Genomic DNA, 15,794 nt, shown 5'->3' with positions numbered 1-15,794 from the left:
CTCCGGGGGAGAAGGACCGAGGGAGAGGCGACTTCTGGAGAACCATGCCAAGTTTTAATCCTCTCATCGCGAATGAGAAAACCTCACCTTCAGGCTTACCCCCGTCCAAAAGAGTCATAGTACTCGGCTGCATTCTTTTCGTATTTTAGCAGCAGGCGAATGTTTTCCTTTTCAAGGTCGGTGAAATCGCTCCGGATGTCGGTATGAATGGGGATATACCAGGGCTGGGCGTCAAAGAATACCCGCAGCGGGCGGTTTTTGAAGGAGTAGCCATGGCGGGCGTAGATGGTGTTGCGAATGATGGTGAGATCTCCTTTCTTCAGGTTGTCTACTTCGCTTTTCTTCAACCTGCGATTGGAGGCATTGATCTCGTAGATGGCCTCGGTTGCCGTAGCGTACTGGCTTTGCATCCATTCTTCAAACTCGCCGTCGCCATAGTCCTCTGTGACCTTTTCTTCGATACTATTAGTCCAGTCGACGAACTGCTTAGCGTATTCAATCATGATGTCGGGGTCATAGGCAAATTCTTTTTTCTCCAATTGATACCTGCGCTTACGAATGTTGATGTTGCCGTAGGCCAGCCAGGTGCCTTCCAGGACGTCGTCTTCGATGTAGAAGGTGAAGGCACCGTCGTATTTATCATCGCCTGGTTCCCGCACCTTGAAGGTCATCGGATCAGCGATGCCATCCCGGCCCATCCGCCCGTAAAAGGGGCGGTCATTGCCCGCCACCACACTGTGGCCGATGACGGAGTCCCCGATGATCTTGTCGATAGAGAGATTGATCTTATTCTCCCGATCCCAGACGTAACCTTCGTCCAGAAATAGGCTGCGGTCGTCATAATCTCCGTCATTTCCAGTGTCCTTGCGGAAATAGCCTACCCAGCTGCCCAGGTATTCTTCGTTTTCGCTGTTGTCCCCGACTTCGGTAGCTGGAACGGGTGCGGGCGCTTCAGGCACCGGAGTTTCGACGACATCGGTTCCTTGTTCTACATCTACTATTGCTCCCTCGTCTTTAATGGGGTTACCGCAGGATTGAACCAGGAAGAGTAGGATAAGGATGGAAAGGAAGGGGTGTTTCATTGGGCTAAAATAGGGCTTGGAAATGAAATTAGCAGGACTGAAAGAAGCGGAACCGGTGGGAAGGTCATAGGCGGTACTATCGGCTAGGCAATATACTCTGCTTCATTAGTCGTTAGCATCCTAAGCCGACCAGTTCGCTGGAGGTGCTAGGGCAAGGCTACATGGCTTCCTCCCATTTTCAGCACCTACACGATAAGAAAACGGTCGAAAAAGTCCGATATTCGCGACCACGAAAATCAACTCTGCAAAAGCTTAGTATTTACTAGCATGGATGAGGTTACACCTCTTTTGACAGATGGCCCCAGTACAATACGTCGTTAATTGGGTTATAAACATTAAGAAATGAAAGAACCACTACTCCCAGAAAATGAAGAAGAAAGACTGGCGGATACCATTGCACTTAACTTAACATCCTTTGATAAGGCTGAACACTTCGAAAGGATTGTTTTGATTGTATCGAAATGCCTGGATGTACCTATAGCCTACTTTTCATCTATTGAAAGCACAAAACAAATAATACATAGCTCTTGTGGCATAAGTAACCTTTCAACCGACAGATCAACCTCTTTTTGTGGACATACAATTCTACAGAATGAAATTTTCATAATTGAAGACACCCTAAAAGACGAACGATTTTTTGACAACCCAATGGTAGTCAATGATCCAAAAATCAGATTTTACGCAGGTTTTCCTTTAACCAGCCTATTGGGCAACAATATTGGCTCACTTTGCATAGCAGACACTATTCCAAGAAAGCTTAACGAGGAAGAATTAAATGTTTTTAAAGCCTTAGGAAAACTGCTGGTAGAACGACTTCGGATGTATAAATTAGGGAGCATTCAAAGCCAAATTCAAGAATCAAAGGAGAAATTAGAATCTTTAAACAAAGGGTTATTACAATCTAAGCAATATTACCAGCAGTTGTTCGGACAATATATGAGTGAATCACTATTGGATAGCGTGATCAATGAGGAACAACAACCAAAATTAGGCGGCGAGGATAGGTTTGTTACCATACTGATGAGTGACTTAAGAGGTTTTTCTTCGCTTTCTTCAGAATACGAGGCTAACGTTATTGTCGAGATCCTCAATTTGTATTTTGATGAAATGTTCACCATAATTCACAAACATGAAGGATACATCAACGAAATAATGGGCGATGGAATTCTGGTTGTATTTGGCGCACCTAATCACGTTCAGGATTGTACTAAAAAAGCGATTGTTTGTGCAAGGGAGATGCAAGAAGCGATGAAGCAGGTCAACAATAAGCTGCTAAAAAAGAACTTGACATCCTTAGAAATGGGCATAGGGATCAACAGCGGCCATCTAATTGTTGGAAACATCGGTTCAAAAAAGAGAATGAAATACGGAGTAGTTGGCGAGGTCGTAAATATTGCATCAAGATTAGAATCATTGGCCATTCCGAATCAAATTTTGGCATCTGAATCTACTTTTCGTAAAAATGCGGACTGGATTCATCCAATTGGGCAAATGAGAACAAAACTTAAAGGATTTCAGGAGCCTATTCTTATTTACGATGTATCCTGAAAATCGGTACTGGCCTCAAAAAACAGGTCAGCCAGAACTCAATTTACAAGTCAGTTTTAATTTAAACCAATGCACCTAAAAGAAAAAATAAGATCCTTAATCAGCAACATAAAAATGCTCAACAAGGAGGAAATTGAGATAATCGTTAAAATGACCATTGTCGACGACTTTAAAGAAAGTACACTCTTGCTAAAAGAAGGACAAATTCCGACAAAATGCTACATGGTAGTAAAAGGCTGTGTTAGAGAATACATAATAAAAGATGGAGAGGAAAAGTCAACTGCGTTCTTTATGGAAGGAGATACATTCACGCCTCATTCCCGCAACAGTAAACCCTCTAAATTCTATTGGGAGTGCGTTGAAGATTGCATTCTAACCATCAGCAACCAGAGTTTTGAGGAGGAGATACGTGCAGCCCTTCCAAGGTTAGATGCTGTTTTTCAAGAAATTGCCATAGAAAAAATAAACAGTGCAAAAGAAGAGTGGAGCCAATTTGTTACGTCATCGCCTGAAGAAAGGTACCTCAATCTACTTGCAACAAGGCCCCTTCTCTTAGACAGGGTGCCGCAACACCAGATTGCCAGCTATCTTGGCATCAAGCCACAGTCGTTGAGTCGAATACGGAAAAGGTTAACGAAGAAAAAACCTAAGACGCTCCATCCTACTGTGACGAAATTAACTTAAGTGAATGGCAGGCTTTTCGTCGAGGCATACCTTTGATCGACAAAAAACCTGTAACATGAATAACAGAATTGCAACTGCTTCCCACTTCCTCTTCCTGCTGCTTATAATATTTAGTTGCCACAGCTGCACATCACCTAGAGATAAAAGCATTAAAGAGTGGAAAAAACACGAATGGAAAATAGTAAAAGCCGACAAAAGCGACGATCCTACCTGGGTGATATCCACTCGAAAAATATTTGATACAAATTTCTTAGAATACAAAATCGAAGGGGGAATAAGATCGTCTCCAAAAGCTTGTATGTCTTCATTTAAGCAAGATATTTATAATCTGGCTAGTGATTCGAATAGTAAAAAATTCCCTACCTATGAAATTGTCAGAGCTTCTAAGGACAGTCTCTTAACCTACGTCATTCACAATGAACCCTTTCCTTTTAAAGATACAGAAATGAGCGTCCGTTATTTCTTCTTTCAAGATTCCGAAAATTCTGCCGAAGGGGTTAATTGGCAAGAAGGCTGGGAGGACGCGTCAGTTCCACCGCCATCTAAAAAGCTATCTCGAATTCAAGTCTTCAGAGGTTCCTGGAAATTTTCACCAGGTGCTGGCAGCCATTGCAAAGCCATAAATAGTGTACAATTCGATGCTAAAAAAATGCCGCATTGGCTGGTCAATAAAATGGTGGTTAAATTTTTAGTTGAAGGACTGGAAAAAATCAGAAAAATGGCCTGCGTACCGGACAGCTTCTGAATCAGGTGGAATAAATAAGGAAGAACGGAAGCCATTCGCTAGGCTTGCTTATACGTAGGTATCTGGTAACTTATGCCTTCCACTGCATTAGGTGCAGCTTCGAAAACTGTGTCTCGGATGGGCGCTAGAATTACCTGCATCTCGGGTGATAGACTCTGCATGTATTCATCAACTGACCTGGGAGTTGAACTTGCCATAGCATAAGTAATTAAGAGCGTTATTTATACCATGGAGTGTAAGCCAAACGTATTACCCTCGGTATCCTTGCCCAGGACCATAAATCCGTAATCACCAAGAGAAATTTTGGGCTGTATCATGTTACTGGATTGAATTTACTCATTGCGAATTAATTTCGTCGGGATTAATTTGTTTCAGAGGTTGTTACTATGACCTTCCGCATACCTTTTAAAATTCTCCAGTATGGATTGCCATCCGCCCCGCTGTTGCTCGGCGGTATTAGTATCCTCAATCTCGAAGATCTCCGTGACCAAGGTCTTGTCCCCAAGATCTTCAAATTGGACTTGCATGCTTCGTCCATCTTCTATTTGTCCTGCAATCACTTTTAATGGATCTACTTTTGAATATTTTCCATTGAAATCAAAACCCATGGATCCATCTTTGGCCTCCATACGCCAGGAAAATTCCCCACCGGCATTAAGCTCATTTTTAGCGTTTGGGCAGCACCAATCATCATTTGCGAAATTCCATTTCACGATATGTGATGGGTCGGTCCAATAGGTCCAGACCTCCGCGATCGGACGATCGACTTTTGTTTCAACAGTGATTGTTTTTGGTCTGGTTGGTTCCATTGCTTATATTGTTTTGATGCAAAGATGGGTGTTAAATTCTTGCCCGGGCGGGTGTAATATCGACAATCCGAGGGGTGTTTTGCGACAAAAAAAGCATTATCTTTAGCGTAGACGTCTATTCTCATTTTTATGAAACATATCCATCCTAGTACCAATAGGCAATACCAGCGTAGTGAACATCGGGGGTACTCACCAAATGCTCTCTTGGGTAAATGAGTTTCTCGCCAGCACGGGTCGTAATCTGATCTTCGACATCCATTTGGTGGGGCTCGAAAGCAACACAGAACTACTTATTGAACGATAGTTCCAGCACACGCAACAAGCATCCTAAAGCTAAAGCATCGTTACTTTTCCATAATGATCAGGCCAAAAAGTAAACCTGCCTCTACCCCCTTACCCCACTAGGCGACTCCCCGGTAACCCGCTTAAATAACCGGCTAAAATGCCCACTTTCCAGAAAGCCCAATTCATCAGCAATCTCCCCCACCGGCTTATCGGTATACAGTAGCAGCCGGCGCCCTTCAAGCGCCAGGCGTTCATGGATGAGTTGTAGCGGGGTCTTCTGCCCCAGTTTCTTGAAGAGGTTACTCAACGTCTTCGGCGACTTAAACAGCATCGAAGCATAATCCGCCACCTGGTGGTGTTCCCGGAAGTGTTTCTCTACGAGCAGGCTGTACTGCCGGGAGAGGTCGTATTCCGGAGCGATCGTGTCTTCGGGTAGTAGCTGCACCTTGGCGGCCCGGGTGATGATAATGATCAGTCGCTTGAGGAGCATGCGCAACATTTCCCCCTGGATGTTGTCGGGAGTCGTAAACTCGTCTGCAAAAACGGGCAATAACAACTCCATTTTCTTCATGGTTTTCTCATCCGCTTCCAGCACCATGGGGCTGGGGAATCCGTAGAAGATGAAGCCCACACAACTCACTTCTGCATCATGATCGATCACACAGTAGAACTCCCGGTTAAAACCCCAGGCGGTAATATTTTCAGGTCGTTCAAAACGGTAAGTTTGCTGATCGATCAGCAGGATGAGGCCGTTGGCCGGTACTTGATGGGCAACATCATCTACCCAACAAGTCTGTGTGGCACCACGGTTCCAGGCGATGGTGAGCATATAGCTTGCATCCTCAGCAAAAGCCTCCCGGTGCAGGTTATTGTCGCCCTGCCATAGGTGGAGGATGCCTTTTGTTTTTGATTCTCTGTATAGATGGTGCATGGACGCTAATGATAATTACTTGTGGAACATGGCCAAACCAAAAAAGTAGGAGCTGGAGAACATTTTACTGAGTCATCTGCTGTTTGAAGTCATTTTGGTCAATAATCGCTAAATCGTTATCTTAGCCATTAGGCAGCAAAAAATTTACCTGCCACCAATCTTTCTGCAATGTCTTAATGACAGTTTCAGGTTAATCATTCCCCCTTAGAGACCAAGTTTGTAGCACTCGATTTTTTCACTATAAAAGTGTACTGCTATGAATTTCCTTTCGTCTCGCATCTTCCTTCTCATAAGTAGCCTTCTCTTACTCTCGCTAAGTTTATCCGGACAGTCAAAGCCGGGTAAAGTAGTAAGCAAGATTAAAGTCTTCTCTGGAGAAAGCTCCTACTTCGGCTACTTTCAGCACCTTGACTCCACTGGCCTCTATTTGGCCAACACGGTAATGGGTTTAGAGCAGCCCAGTGCATTGATCCACAGGCCGTTTTCCTCCGTAGATGCCATCAAACTTCGAAAAAAAGGCAGCGGTACTACTGGCGCTATCCTGGGCGTGCTTGGCGGCGTAGCTACTGGTTACATGGTCGGTTGGCTTGCGGGGCAAGGTGATGATTGCAGCTATCGAACGGTATATTTTCTGGGCTCTCCCATAAGGGTAAAGCCAATAGGCCCTTGTGGCCCCGGAGAAATAGGCGCATTCATGATGATTCCGGGGGCTGTTGTGGGTGGCATTATAGGCCTTGTTATCGGGAATTCATCAAAGAAGTTCACTTTTGACGGCAGTTACGACAATGTTCGTAAGCAGGAAAAAGCCATCAGGAAATTCGAATATCGACGGTAAGTATTATGTCTACATAACGGCGCGGGCGCGGGATGCAGGCAAGGGTGTAAAAGCAGGGTTGCCATCCTTGCCCTATACCTTTTTATGCACCTGCGCTGCGCCGCCCCACCCTATTCCCGGAGCAAGCGCTTACCTACCCAGCCTTCTTTAAATGCCTCCAATAGTAGCCCGTAAAGTAGCCTTCAGCAAATGCGGAAGCACCGATGTTAAAAGCAAGTGAGCAGGACTAGCTGGCCTACCCTAATGCCAAACGATAGCTACTAACTCCTGGTTTCTAGTGCCTAGATCAGGCCGCCTCAAAAACCATACTCCCCTCCAGCTCCTTGAACTGAACCGGCAGCACTCCACTACCCTGCTGCTCGTTGGTGTAAACGCCATAAATGGTATCCACCGCCTCCATCGTCAGCTTATTGTGGGTGACGATGATGAACTGGCTGTCTTTGCTGAACTTCTTGATGATCTTGTTGAACTTGGCAATGTTCGCATCGTCCAACGGGGCATCAACCTCATCAAAAATACAGAACGGGGCTGGCTTCAGCAGGTACAACGCAAACAGCAAAGCTGTAGCCGTCAGTGTTTTCTCTCCACCCGATAACTGGCTAATCGTAGTGGGTCGTTTTCCCTTAGGCTTAGCGACAATCTCAATCTTGGATTCAAGCGGGTTCTCCGGGTCCAGCAGGATCAGGTCACAATTGTCGTCCTCGGTAAACAGGCTACGGAATACGTCGATGAAGTACGTCCGCACCCGCTCAAAGGCGTCAAGGAACTGCACCGTCGCCTTGTTCTCAATTTCTTTGATGGTTTTGATCAACGTAGCCTTGGCGGCCACGATATCGTCCCGCTGCTTGGAGATGGTGTCGTGGCGTTCCTTCATCTCATCGTATGCCTCCACGGCCATCGGGTTAATCTCCCCGTAGTTTCCAATGCGGCCGCGCAGGCGGTCGACCTTCACTTCAAGATCACCGGTAGCTCCGACCCATTCTTCGATTTCAAGCTGTCCAAGCTCTTCCAGTCCAATGTTGAACTCAATTTTGAGCCGCTCGGCTAAACCATTGATTTTGAACTTAATGTCCGTAAATTTTTCCTTGAGCTGATTGACCAAAATCTGGCCATCTTGCCGGAAGCGGTTCTCCCGCCTCAGCTCATCTTCCATGCTGTTGATCGTCGTCCGCGCACTGAAGTAATCCTGCTCGGCCGCATTCAAAGTAGTCTGGTACTCCGTCTTATTGGCGTACATCACCTCCAGGTTCTTGGCCTGGACCTTCTCCTGCTCCTCAAACTGACGGGCCTCTTTAGCCAGTTGCTCCAGCTGCGTTTTATTGCTTACATCCTGGTCACCAAGCTCCTTTAGTCGATTTCTGCGAAAATTTAGTTCCCGCTCCAGGGTCTGTACCTGGTTTTGCTGCTGGATGTACTGAATGTTCTGTTGGTTGTAAGCAGCACTGGCTTCACTGAGCTGCTCGCTCAACTGGCGGTAATTACCGTCGGTACCAGCCAGCTGTTCCCGCATTTTTTCTACCTCAGCCTGGCTTTTTTCCAGGTCCTTAACGATGACAGCATTGGTTTTCACAATCTCCTTCACCTGTTTATCCAGGTTATCGTTTTTAGTCTGCGTTTCGGTGAAGTAATTCACAAAACTCTCCACCCGGGCCCGTAGCCCCGCACGCTTCTGCTGCAATCTGCTTAATTCGCGTTGCTTTTCCTGGATGTCTTTGTCCACCCGGCGCTGCCGCAGTTCGTTTAGTTTATTGCGCTCCTGGTAGAGCTCTTTTTCGATGGCCCGGGCCTGTTTCTCAGCCGCTTCAATGGCTTTTTCAAGCACCTCCAGGTTTTTCTTCCGACCAATTTTCTTCCCTTCAAAAAGCCCCACGCTACCGCCACTAACGGAGAATGGACGACGGATAAACCGTCCGCTTCGGGTCAACACAGTGATGCCTTCCGGTGGCCGTTCGGGGAGGGCGTCGGTATCGGTTACCAGTACATTGTGCAGCAAGTGGTCCAGCAGGGGTTGGAAGACTTTGTCGACCTTAACGACGTCGGTGGCCAGGCGCGTTCCCGGAGGTAACAGCGCAGGCCCGCCCTGGTAGCCAGGAATCGCATCGAGGAGGAAGAAATTTGCTTTACCCTTCTGGCTTTTGCTCAATAAAGAGATGGCTTGGGCCGCCTCCCCGGCGTCCTCCACCACGTAGTAATTCAGGATACTTTCGAGATAGTTTTCGATGGCTACCCGATAATCCTGATCAACCAGCACCAGATCAGACAACAACTGCGGATCTTCCTTCCACTGCTTGCTCTGGCTGAGGAAGCGTATGGATTCAGGAAAGCCCTCCAGGCTGTCGATCATGCTCTTCGTGAGCTTGAACTCATTCCTCCGGGCGTCGAGCCCACGGTTGATTTTGCTTTCTTCGTTCTGCAGCCGGTCAACTGCCTCCGTAGCCTTGTCGAGTGCGTCAAGGCGTGCGGTTTCCTGAACTTCCAGTGCCTCGATCGCTTTAAGCTGCTTAGCTTCTTCCGTTTCCAGTTCTTTCAGCGCGGTTTCCAAACTCTCTTTCTCCCCCCGCCGATCATCCATTTCGCCGGCATTGCGTTCAATCTGGAATTTGAAGTTCTCCACCTGATTACCGTTGATGGCACGCCGCTTTTCCAACTCGAAGATCTTTCGTTCCTCTTCCTGCTGGGCTTTGAGCCCCTCATCCAGCCGACCCTTTAACGACTCATGTCCGGCCCGGATTTCTTTCAGTGCTTCTTCCGCAGCGTCAAGCCCCGTTTTTCGCTCCGTCTCCAATTCCTTTTCAACGGCAATCTTTTGATCCATTTCCTCTATTTGGGAAACGAAGTCGGTCAGCTGCCCACCCGCGGTGGCAATATCCTGCTGGAGTTTCTCGGTCTGCCGGCGCACAAAAGTCTTGCGCTGGGCCAGCATCTGCTTTTCATTTTCCAGGCCTCGCAGTTCGTTAACCAGCTCGTTGAGTTTCTTCTGGCGTTCACCGAGCAGTTTTTCCTTGTCAACGTGCTTCGCACGTTCTGCTTCCAGGTTAGCTTCCAGGGTTCGGATTTTAACGTCGGTAGCGCGGTATTTATCCTCTGCTTCGGTAATCTGGCCTTTGAGTTTACCGTAGTCTTCCCGCAGGGCAGAAACCTTTACCTGGGTGAGCTGCAGGCTGAGTTCCTTGTACTGGGCTTTCAGCTCCAGGTAGCGGCGGGCCCGGCGAGCCTGCTTTTCCAGGCTGACGAGGTTGTTATTAATCTCGTGCAGTAAGTCCTCAATCCGGTCGAGGTCGCCTTCAGTGTTCTTCAGCTTATTCAGCGTCTCCCGCTTACGCGCTTTGTATTTACTGACCCCAGCTGCCTGCTCAAACATCCTTCGGCGGCTATTGTCCTTGTCCGAAAGGATATCATCCACCATACCGAGGGCAATGATGGCGTAAGAATTGGAACCAATGCCAGTATCCAGCAGAAGGCTGGTGATGTCTTTTAGCCGGCACTGAACCCCATTGAGGCGGTATTCGGAGTCGCCGGAACGGTACAACATGCGGGTGATGGTCACCGTATTGTATTCTGTAGGCAGCAACCCCTTATCATTGTCGAAGGTCAGGCTGACGGAAGCCAGGTTACCCGCCTTCTTACTTTTAGTCCCGTTGAAGATGATCGAACTCATCTTGTCCAGCCGCAGTTCACTACCTTTCTGCTCGCCCAGAACCCACCGAATGGCATCGACGATGTTCGACTTTCCGGACCCGTTAGGGCCTACGATTCCAATGACGTCCTCATCAAAATTGACGACCGTCTGGTTAGCAAAGCTTTTGAAGCCTTTTATCTCAAGTTGGCGTAGACGCATAGAGGGCGAAGGTAGAATGTTATACCGGTAGATTGTTAGTCAGGGCGGCCGGAAGTTTTCCGCAGGATTTCCACAGGGTTTTACACATTTCAGGAACCAGAAGCCAGGAACTAAAAACTAGTTGCTAGTTCCCTGGTTACTATGTTCCAGTTCTTAGTTCCTGATTAGGGCGCGGCCGCAGGTGCAATTGAAAGATAAAAGTGCAATCAATTGCCAAACCATACTTATATCAAAGTTACCCGTTATACCTTTAGAACCTGTTTGAAAATCCGCTCTTAGCGATTTATCTCCCCTCCCTCATGCCCATCATCTGGATCGGTTTTTTCCTCTTCGTCGGCCTACTCCTTTTTCTCGATCTTTTTGTCCTCAATAAGAAAGACCACGTACCCAGAACCAGGGAAGCCCTGAAATGGACCGCTTTGTGGACCACAATCGCTTTGTCCTTCAGTGGCGTCATTTATCTGGTGTATCAAAATGGATGGATCGAATCCACCTTAACGCCGCAAAAAGCCACCATCAATTACCTCACGGGGTACCTCGTGGAGTTGTCCTTAAGCATGGACAATGTATTTGTCATTGCCGTCATCTTCAGGTACTTTAAGGTTCCGCCTCAATACCAGCACCGGGTGTTGTTCTGGGGAATCCTCGGAGCAGTAGTATTTCGCCTGCTGATGATTCTGGCCGGCGTATTCCTGTTGCAGCAATTTGACTGGATGTTCTACGTCTTTGGGCTGCTACTCCTATACAGTGCCTACAAAGTAGTGGGTGATGCCGAAGACATTCATCCCTCGGAAAATCCAATTATCCGGTACATAAAAAAAGTCATACCGGTTACGTCAGATTATCACGGCCACGATTTCTTCTTCAAGCGCAGGGGCGTTCGGGCAGCTACGCCGCTGTTCATCGCCCTCGTTATGGTAGAAACCACGGATGTTATCTTCGCCGTTGATTCCATCCCTGCCATACTGGGTATTACTACAGATTCCTTCTTGGTCTTCTCTTCCAATATCCTGGCTATCCTGGGCCTTCGCTCCCTGTATTTCGTCCTTTCTTCGATGATCAACAAGTTCGAATACCTTAAATACAGCCTGGCTTTAATCCTGCTGTTCGTAGGTGTAAAGATGATGCTCCACCAGGTCTGGCACCCGGAAGACTGGATATCACTAGTGGTCATTTTCGGGTTGTTGGCTGGCGGGGTTATTTACTCGCTGTCGCAGCCAGACAAGGCGAAAAACGTTGAAATCATCCCGGACGAAGGGCACTCTAGGCCCGAGCTGTAGCGTTTCGCGGCGAACCGCCTTTCACGCTGTGCTTAAATCTGGCTAGCAGGCTGTCGGGGAGAACCGAAAGGCTGTTAAGCAAGGCTCAAAGCGGTAAGGCGAGTTTTTGCATTTTAGGTTTTTCGGCTGGAGGTTCACGATCAGACATCGGCACAGCCAAAGGCTTTTGTTTCTTTTGGCCTTCACCACGAAGTAGCCGCGAAGCGAAAAGAAAGCCCCCGGCAGGGAGGTGTAACGGGGAGCCATGTAAAAATGTGTGCAGTCCGTAGGGCTTGTCCCAGTCCGTATCGACACCCTGAAAACGCTTCATTCGTTCGCTAAGCGAACGGCGAATCCAATCTGCCTTTAGGGGCTGGGGCAAGCCCCGCCCCTGTGATAACGCCTTGATTCACGAAACTGCTGAATCAGTCCACTGGTCACTAATTCGCTTTTCAACGCAACACCGCCACGCGGCCAGAGGCCAACGTTTCCGCTCGCTACCGGAGGTAGCTTCGTCCGGGGCCGCTCCTTGCTTCTTTAACTTCCCATTGCACCTGCGACCGCGCCACTTTAGAAGCCAGGGGCTAGGGAGCTAAGAACTAGTTGCTAGCTACTAAGAAGCCCCTCCTGCCAATGGCAAGAGGGGCTTCTTTATTAAACCTTAAACGTCTGGGAGGAAACGTTTAGGCTTTCGAAGTTACGGGAGTCGCTTCAGTCGTCTTTGCTTCCATGTCCTCAGTAAGGTCGTGGACAATTGGCGTAGCAATGAAGATGGAAGAGTACGTACCAACAATGATACCTACCAACAGTGCGAAGGCAAAGCCCTTGATGCTGCTACCACCGAAGAGGAAGAGCACGAGGACCACGATCATCGTAGTGACGGAGGTAATAACGGTACGAGATACCGTACTGCTGATGGCACCGTTGATCACCTCGGTCTTACCGCGGCTCACATAGGTGTTGAGGTATTCCCGAATACGGTCATATACAACTACTGTATCGTTTATCGAGTAACCGATTACCGTAAGGATAGCTGCGATAAAGGCCTGATCAACTTCCATGTTGAAGCCGAAACGAGCCCAGCCGAAGGAGAAGATACCAAGTACAATGATGCTATCGTGCGCGAGGGCCAGGATGGCACCCAACGAGTACTGCCACTTGTTGAAACGAAGCAGGAGGTACAAGAAGATCAAGAGTAGACCAATGGCTCCAGCCCAGAAAGCGGAACGCTTAATGTCGTCGGCAATGGTAGGACCTACTTTACTTACACTGGTAATATGGGTACCGCTGTCGCTCTCAGTATGGCTGAAATTGTCAAAAGACATGCCGCTGTCGCCAGTAGCTGTCTGAACACCGGTGAACAACGCCTCAAGCACAACTTCCTGTGGTTCTTTGCCATCGATCTTATCGGTGGCGTCGATCAGGTAGTTCGTCACGATGTTGTAAGTATTGTCACTGTCAACCGCCTTGATGGTAGGTACACCGCCGAATGGTTCGGTCAGGGCAGTACGCAGCGTTTCGCTGTCGATGTCCTGGTCAAACTCAACTACGTAGCTGTAACCACCCTTGAAGTCGACACCGAGGTCGAAACCACGAGTTGCGACAGAAGCGAGGGAGGCAACTACCATCAGGCCAGAGAGCGTGTAAGTAAACTTACGCTTGCCCATCCAGTCGATGTTGACATTAGCAAAGAGGTTCTTACTCGGAGCAGTCCAGAAAGAAAGGGACTTGCCACGGTCCAACCACCATTCGATGGCCAGGCGACCAACGAGTACGGCGGTAAAGACGGAAGCAATTACACCTACGATCAGTACTACAGCGAAGCCCTTGATGGGGCCAAGGCCAAACCATGCAAGCGTACCGGCCACCAACAAGGTGGTTACGTTCGCATCGATGATGGCAGAGTAAGAGTTACTGAAACCGTCGGTTATGGCGTTTCGATCTGTCTTGCCGGCGCGGAGTTCTTCCCGTACGCGTTCGTAAATGATTACGTTGGCGTCAACGGCCATACCGATCGTGAGCAGGATACCGGCAATACCCGGAAGGGTAAGGACCGTACCGAAGCTGGACAGGGCACCGAAGATGAAGATCAGGTTAAGCAGCAGGGCGAGGATCGAAATGATACCGGCACCACCGTAGTAAAACATCATGAACACCAGTACGAGGCCGAAACCAATCAGCAGGGCCGTAATGGAACTGTTGATGTTGGCGGCACCGAGTGATGGACCGACGATACTTTCCTGGATGATCTCCGGACGCGCAGGCAGTCGACCTACCCGCAGGATGTTGGCCAGGTCAGTAGCTGTTTGTACGTCGAAGTTACCGGTAATGGCAGTGTTACCACCGGGTATTGGACCGTTTACTTGTGGTGCAGAGACAACCTTATCGTCAAGCAGGATAGCTACCTGCCGATTTTGGTCGTTCGCCGCCTCGGTCGTCATCCGGGCCCAGGTGCGGGCGCCTTCAGAGTTCATACTGAGGTTTACGGCTACCTGACCGTCGGGCTGAGGGCCGGAACTGGTACTGGTAATCGCCTCACCGGTCAGCAGCGCCTCGCCGGAGCGGGGCATTTCCAACTGGTAAAGGGCGAAAAGGTCAGTGGCTTCTCCATTTTCACCAGGTAGTGGGCTTTCTTCCCAACGGAAGATCACACCACGGAACTGGCGGGCAACTGCAGGAGATTCCAGCAGCTTGGTAATGGTGTCCAGGTTACTCTCCGTTGCGATACCGAGAACAGCCTGGCCCAGGTTACCCGTGTTGGGGCTGAAAAGGCTGAACAGTGGTCCGGCAGTCTGGTTAGTGGTTTCAGTTGAGTCGATGTTAGCAATCTGATCCGTCAGGTTACCAAGGGTATCCAGGGCGTAGGTAGTATCTACACGCCAGGTTTTGACTTCAACGAAGTTGCTGTCGCGGCCGGCTTTGATCTTCGCCTCACGATCCAGCTGCTGGTCAAGAGCGACCAGGGCATTGATGTCGGAGTTGTCTACACGCTTAACGTGGTAGAATTCCAGTTTGGCGGCTGCCTGAAGGAAAGTACGGGCACGCTCCGGGTTCTCGATACCGGGAAGTTCCACGAGGATGAGGTCGCGGTCGGCATCGAGGCTGACGTTAGGCTGGACAACGCCCAGCTGATCGATACGCTTTTTAAGCAGATCGTAGGTCAGGCTAACGGTTTCGGTTGCTTTTTCGCGAAGAATACGGATGACCTCTGCATCTGAAGTAGAGGTGGTGATTTCGTCGCGAAGGGCGTCGTTGGTGGCGAAGTAAGGGGCCAATGTCTTGGTGCCACGAACTTCCTGCCACGCATCAGCAAACAGGGCGATGTAATCATCTTGTGCATTCTTCTGAGCTTGGGAGGCTTTAGTAGTTGCTTCTTCAAATATGTTGTCTTTCGTCTTCCTTGCTAATGCGTGGAGAAATTCCTCCAGATCGACTTGCATAACGACGGCCATGCCGCCCTTAAGGTCGAGTCCCAGGTTAAGTTGCTTAGACTTAAGGTCCTGGTAGGTGAACGATTTGAATCCGGGTACTTTAAGGATCTCCTGATCGGAGATGCTGTCGAGGTAGAACGCGTAATTAGCGCGAAACTCCTCTCCTTCGGTCTCTCCTGATTGCTCTGTCGCAAAGTCTTCGGCATCATTTTCTGCCCCATTGGTGGGAATGATGTAGAGGTACTGTACGGCTGTCACGATCAGCATGACCACAAGGAAGAATTTGATAATTCCTTTACCTTGCATAATGATAAAAATTTAGGTTCAGCGTGGGCCGACCCTATGGT

The 15,794-nt window shown here is 48.6% G+C and carries 10 protein-coding genes; 5 read left to right on the top strand and 5 right to left on the bottom strand.

What is annotated here, in order from left to right:
• Positions 1 to 95: 95 nt before the first annotated feature.
• Complete coding sequence (locus B036_RS0105485) at positions 96 to 1,082, bottom strand: YARHG domain-containing protein (protein ID WP_020567688.1); 987 nt, start codon at positions 1,080 to 1,082, stop codon at positions 96 to 98.
• A 342-nt stretch (positions 1,083 to 1,424) separates the two neighbouring features.
• Here B036_RS0105485 and B036_RS28180 point away from each other — a divergent pair, with 342 nt between their 5' ends.
• The 3 genes from B036_RS28180 (at position 1,425) to B036_RS33430 (ending at position 4,059) form a co-directional block, all read left to right on the top strand.
• Positions 1,425 to 2,630: an adenylate/guanylate cyclase domain-containing protein gene (locus B036_RS28180; protein WP_020567687.1), complete on the top strand. Its 1,206-nt coding sequence runs from the start codon at positions 1,425 to 1,427 to the stop codon at positions 2,628 to 2,630.
• 69 nt (positions 2,631 to 2,699) lie between these two features.
• Positions 2,700 to 3,314 (top strand): Crp/Fnr family transcriptional regulator, encoded by a 615-nt coding sequence (locus B036_RS0105475; RefSeq protein ID WP_020567686.1) that lies wholly within the window; start codon positions 2,700 to 2,702, stop codon positions 3,312 to 3,314.
• 55 nt (positions 3,315 to 3,369) lie between these two features.
• Positions 3,370 to 4,059 carry an SRPBCC family protein gene (locus B036_RS33430; protein WP_157472044.1) on the top strand — a complete coding sequence of 230 codons (690 nt, stop codon included), beginning with the start codon at positions 3,370 to 3,372 and terminating at the stop codon, positions 4,057 to 4,059.
• Between the two features lie 371 nt (positions 4,060 to 4,430).
• On the opposite strand, the gene B036_RS0105460 is transcribed toward B036_RS33430, so the two are convergent.
• Together B036_RS0105460 and B036_RS0105450 are read right to left on the bottom strand one after the other, a co-directional pair.
• Positions 4,431 to 4,868, bottom strand: coding sequence for an SRPBCC domain-containing protein (locus B036_RS0105460; protein ID WP_020567683.1), 438 nt, complete (start codon positions 4,866 to 4,868; stop codon positions 4,431 to 4,433).
• Between the two features lie 385 nt (positions 4,869 to 5,253).
• Positions 5,254 to 6,084, bottom strand: coding sequence for an AraC family transcriptional regulator (locus tag B036_RS0105450; protein ID WP_020567681.1), 831 nt, complete (start codon positions 6,082 to 6,084; stop codon positions 5,254 to 5,256).
• Between the two features lie 256 nt (positions 6,085 to 6,340).
• On the opposite strand from B036_RS0105450, the gene B036_RS0105445 reads away from it, so the two are divergent.
• On the top strand, positions 6,341 to 6,919 hold the full coding sequence (locus tag B036_RS0105445) for a hypothetical protein (protein WP_020567680.1): 579 nt from the start codon (positions 6,341 to 6,343) through the stop codon (positions 6,917 to 6,919).
• Between the two features lie 286 nt (positions 6,920 to 7,205).
• Here the strand turns inward: B036_RS0105445 and smc are convergent, their stop codons facing one another.
• Positions 7,206 to 10,757, bottom strand: a complete 3,552-nt coding sequence (gene smc, locus B036_RS0105440; protein ID WP_020567679.1) for a chromosome segregation protein SMC — start codon at positions 10,755 to 10,757, stop codon at positions 7,206 to 7,208.
• A 299-nt stretch (positions 10,758 to 11,056) separates the two neighbouring features.
• On the opposite strand from smc, the gene B036_RS0105435 reads away from it, so the two are divergent.
• Positions 11,057 to 12,037 (top strand): TerC family protein, encoded by a 981-nt coding sequence (locus tag B036_RS0105435; protein WP_020567678.1) that lies wholly within the window; start codon positions 11,057 to 11,059, stop codon positions 12,035 to 12,037.
• A 662-nt stretch (positions 12,038 to 12,699) separates the two neighbouring features.
• Here B036_RS0105435 and secDF read toward each other — a convergent pair.
• Positions 12,700 to 15,753: a protein translocase subunit SecDF gene (gene secDF, locus B036_RS0105430; protein WP_020567676.1), complete on the bottom strand. Its 3,054-nt coding sequence runs from the start codon at positions 15,751 to 15,753 to the stop codon at positions 12,700 to 12,702.
• Positions 15,754 to 15,794 lie beyond the last annotated feature (41 nt).

It is taken from the genome of Neolewinella persica DSM 23188 (assembly GCF_000373105.1).
Taxonomy (GTDB): domain Bacteria; phylum Bacteroidota; class Bacteroidia; order Chitinophagales; family Saprospiraceae; genus Neolewinella; species Neolewinella persica.
The sequence above is the reverse complement of the archived record's forward strand: the minus strand, read 5'-3'. Positions and strand labels throughout refer to the sequence as shown.

Excerpts from the sequence above, each read along its gene's own strand:
- B036_RS28180 (WP_020567687.1), top strand. The coding sequence starts at position 1,425 with ATGAAAGAACCACTACTCCCAGAAAATGAAGAAGAAAGACTGGCGGAT.
- smc (WP_020567679.1), bottom strand. The coding sequence starts at position 10,757 with ATGCGTCTACGCCAACTTGAGATAAAAGGCTTCAAAAGCTTTGCTAAC.
- secDF (WP_020567676.1), bottom strand. The coding sequence starts at position 15,753 with ATGCAAGGTAAAGGAATTATCAAATTCTTCCTTGTGGTCATGCTGATC.
- B036_RS0105475 (WP_020567686.1), top strand. The coding sequence starts at position 2,700 with ATGCACCTAAAAGAAAAAATAAGATCCTTAATCAGCAACATAAAAATG.
- B036_RS0105445 (WP_020567680.1), top strand. The coding sequence starts at position 6,341 with ATGAATTTCCTTTCGTCTCGCATCTTCCTTCTCATAAGTAGCCTTCTC.
- B036_RS33430 (WP_157472044.1), top strand. The coding sequence starts at position 3,370 with ATGAATAACAGAATTGCAACTGCTTCCCACTTCCTCTTCCTGCTGCTT.
- B036_RS0105485 (WP_020567688.1), bottom strand. The coding sequence starts at position 1,082 with ATGAAACACCCCTTCCTTTCCATCCTTATCCTACTCTTCCTGGTTCAA.
- B036_RS0105450 (WP_020567681.1), bottom strand. The coding sequence starts at position 6,084 with ATGCACCATCTATACAGAGAATCAAAAACAAAAGGCATCCTCCACCTA.
- B036_RS0105435 (WP_020567678.1), top strand. The coding sequence starts at position 11,057 with ATGCCCATCATCTGGATCGGTTTTTTCCTCTTCGTCGGCCTACTCCTT.
- B036_RS0105460 (WP_020567683.1), bottom strand. The coding sequence starts at position 4,868 with ATGGAACCAACCAGACCAAAAACAATCACTGTTGAAACAAAAGTCGAT.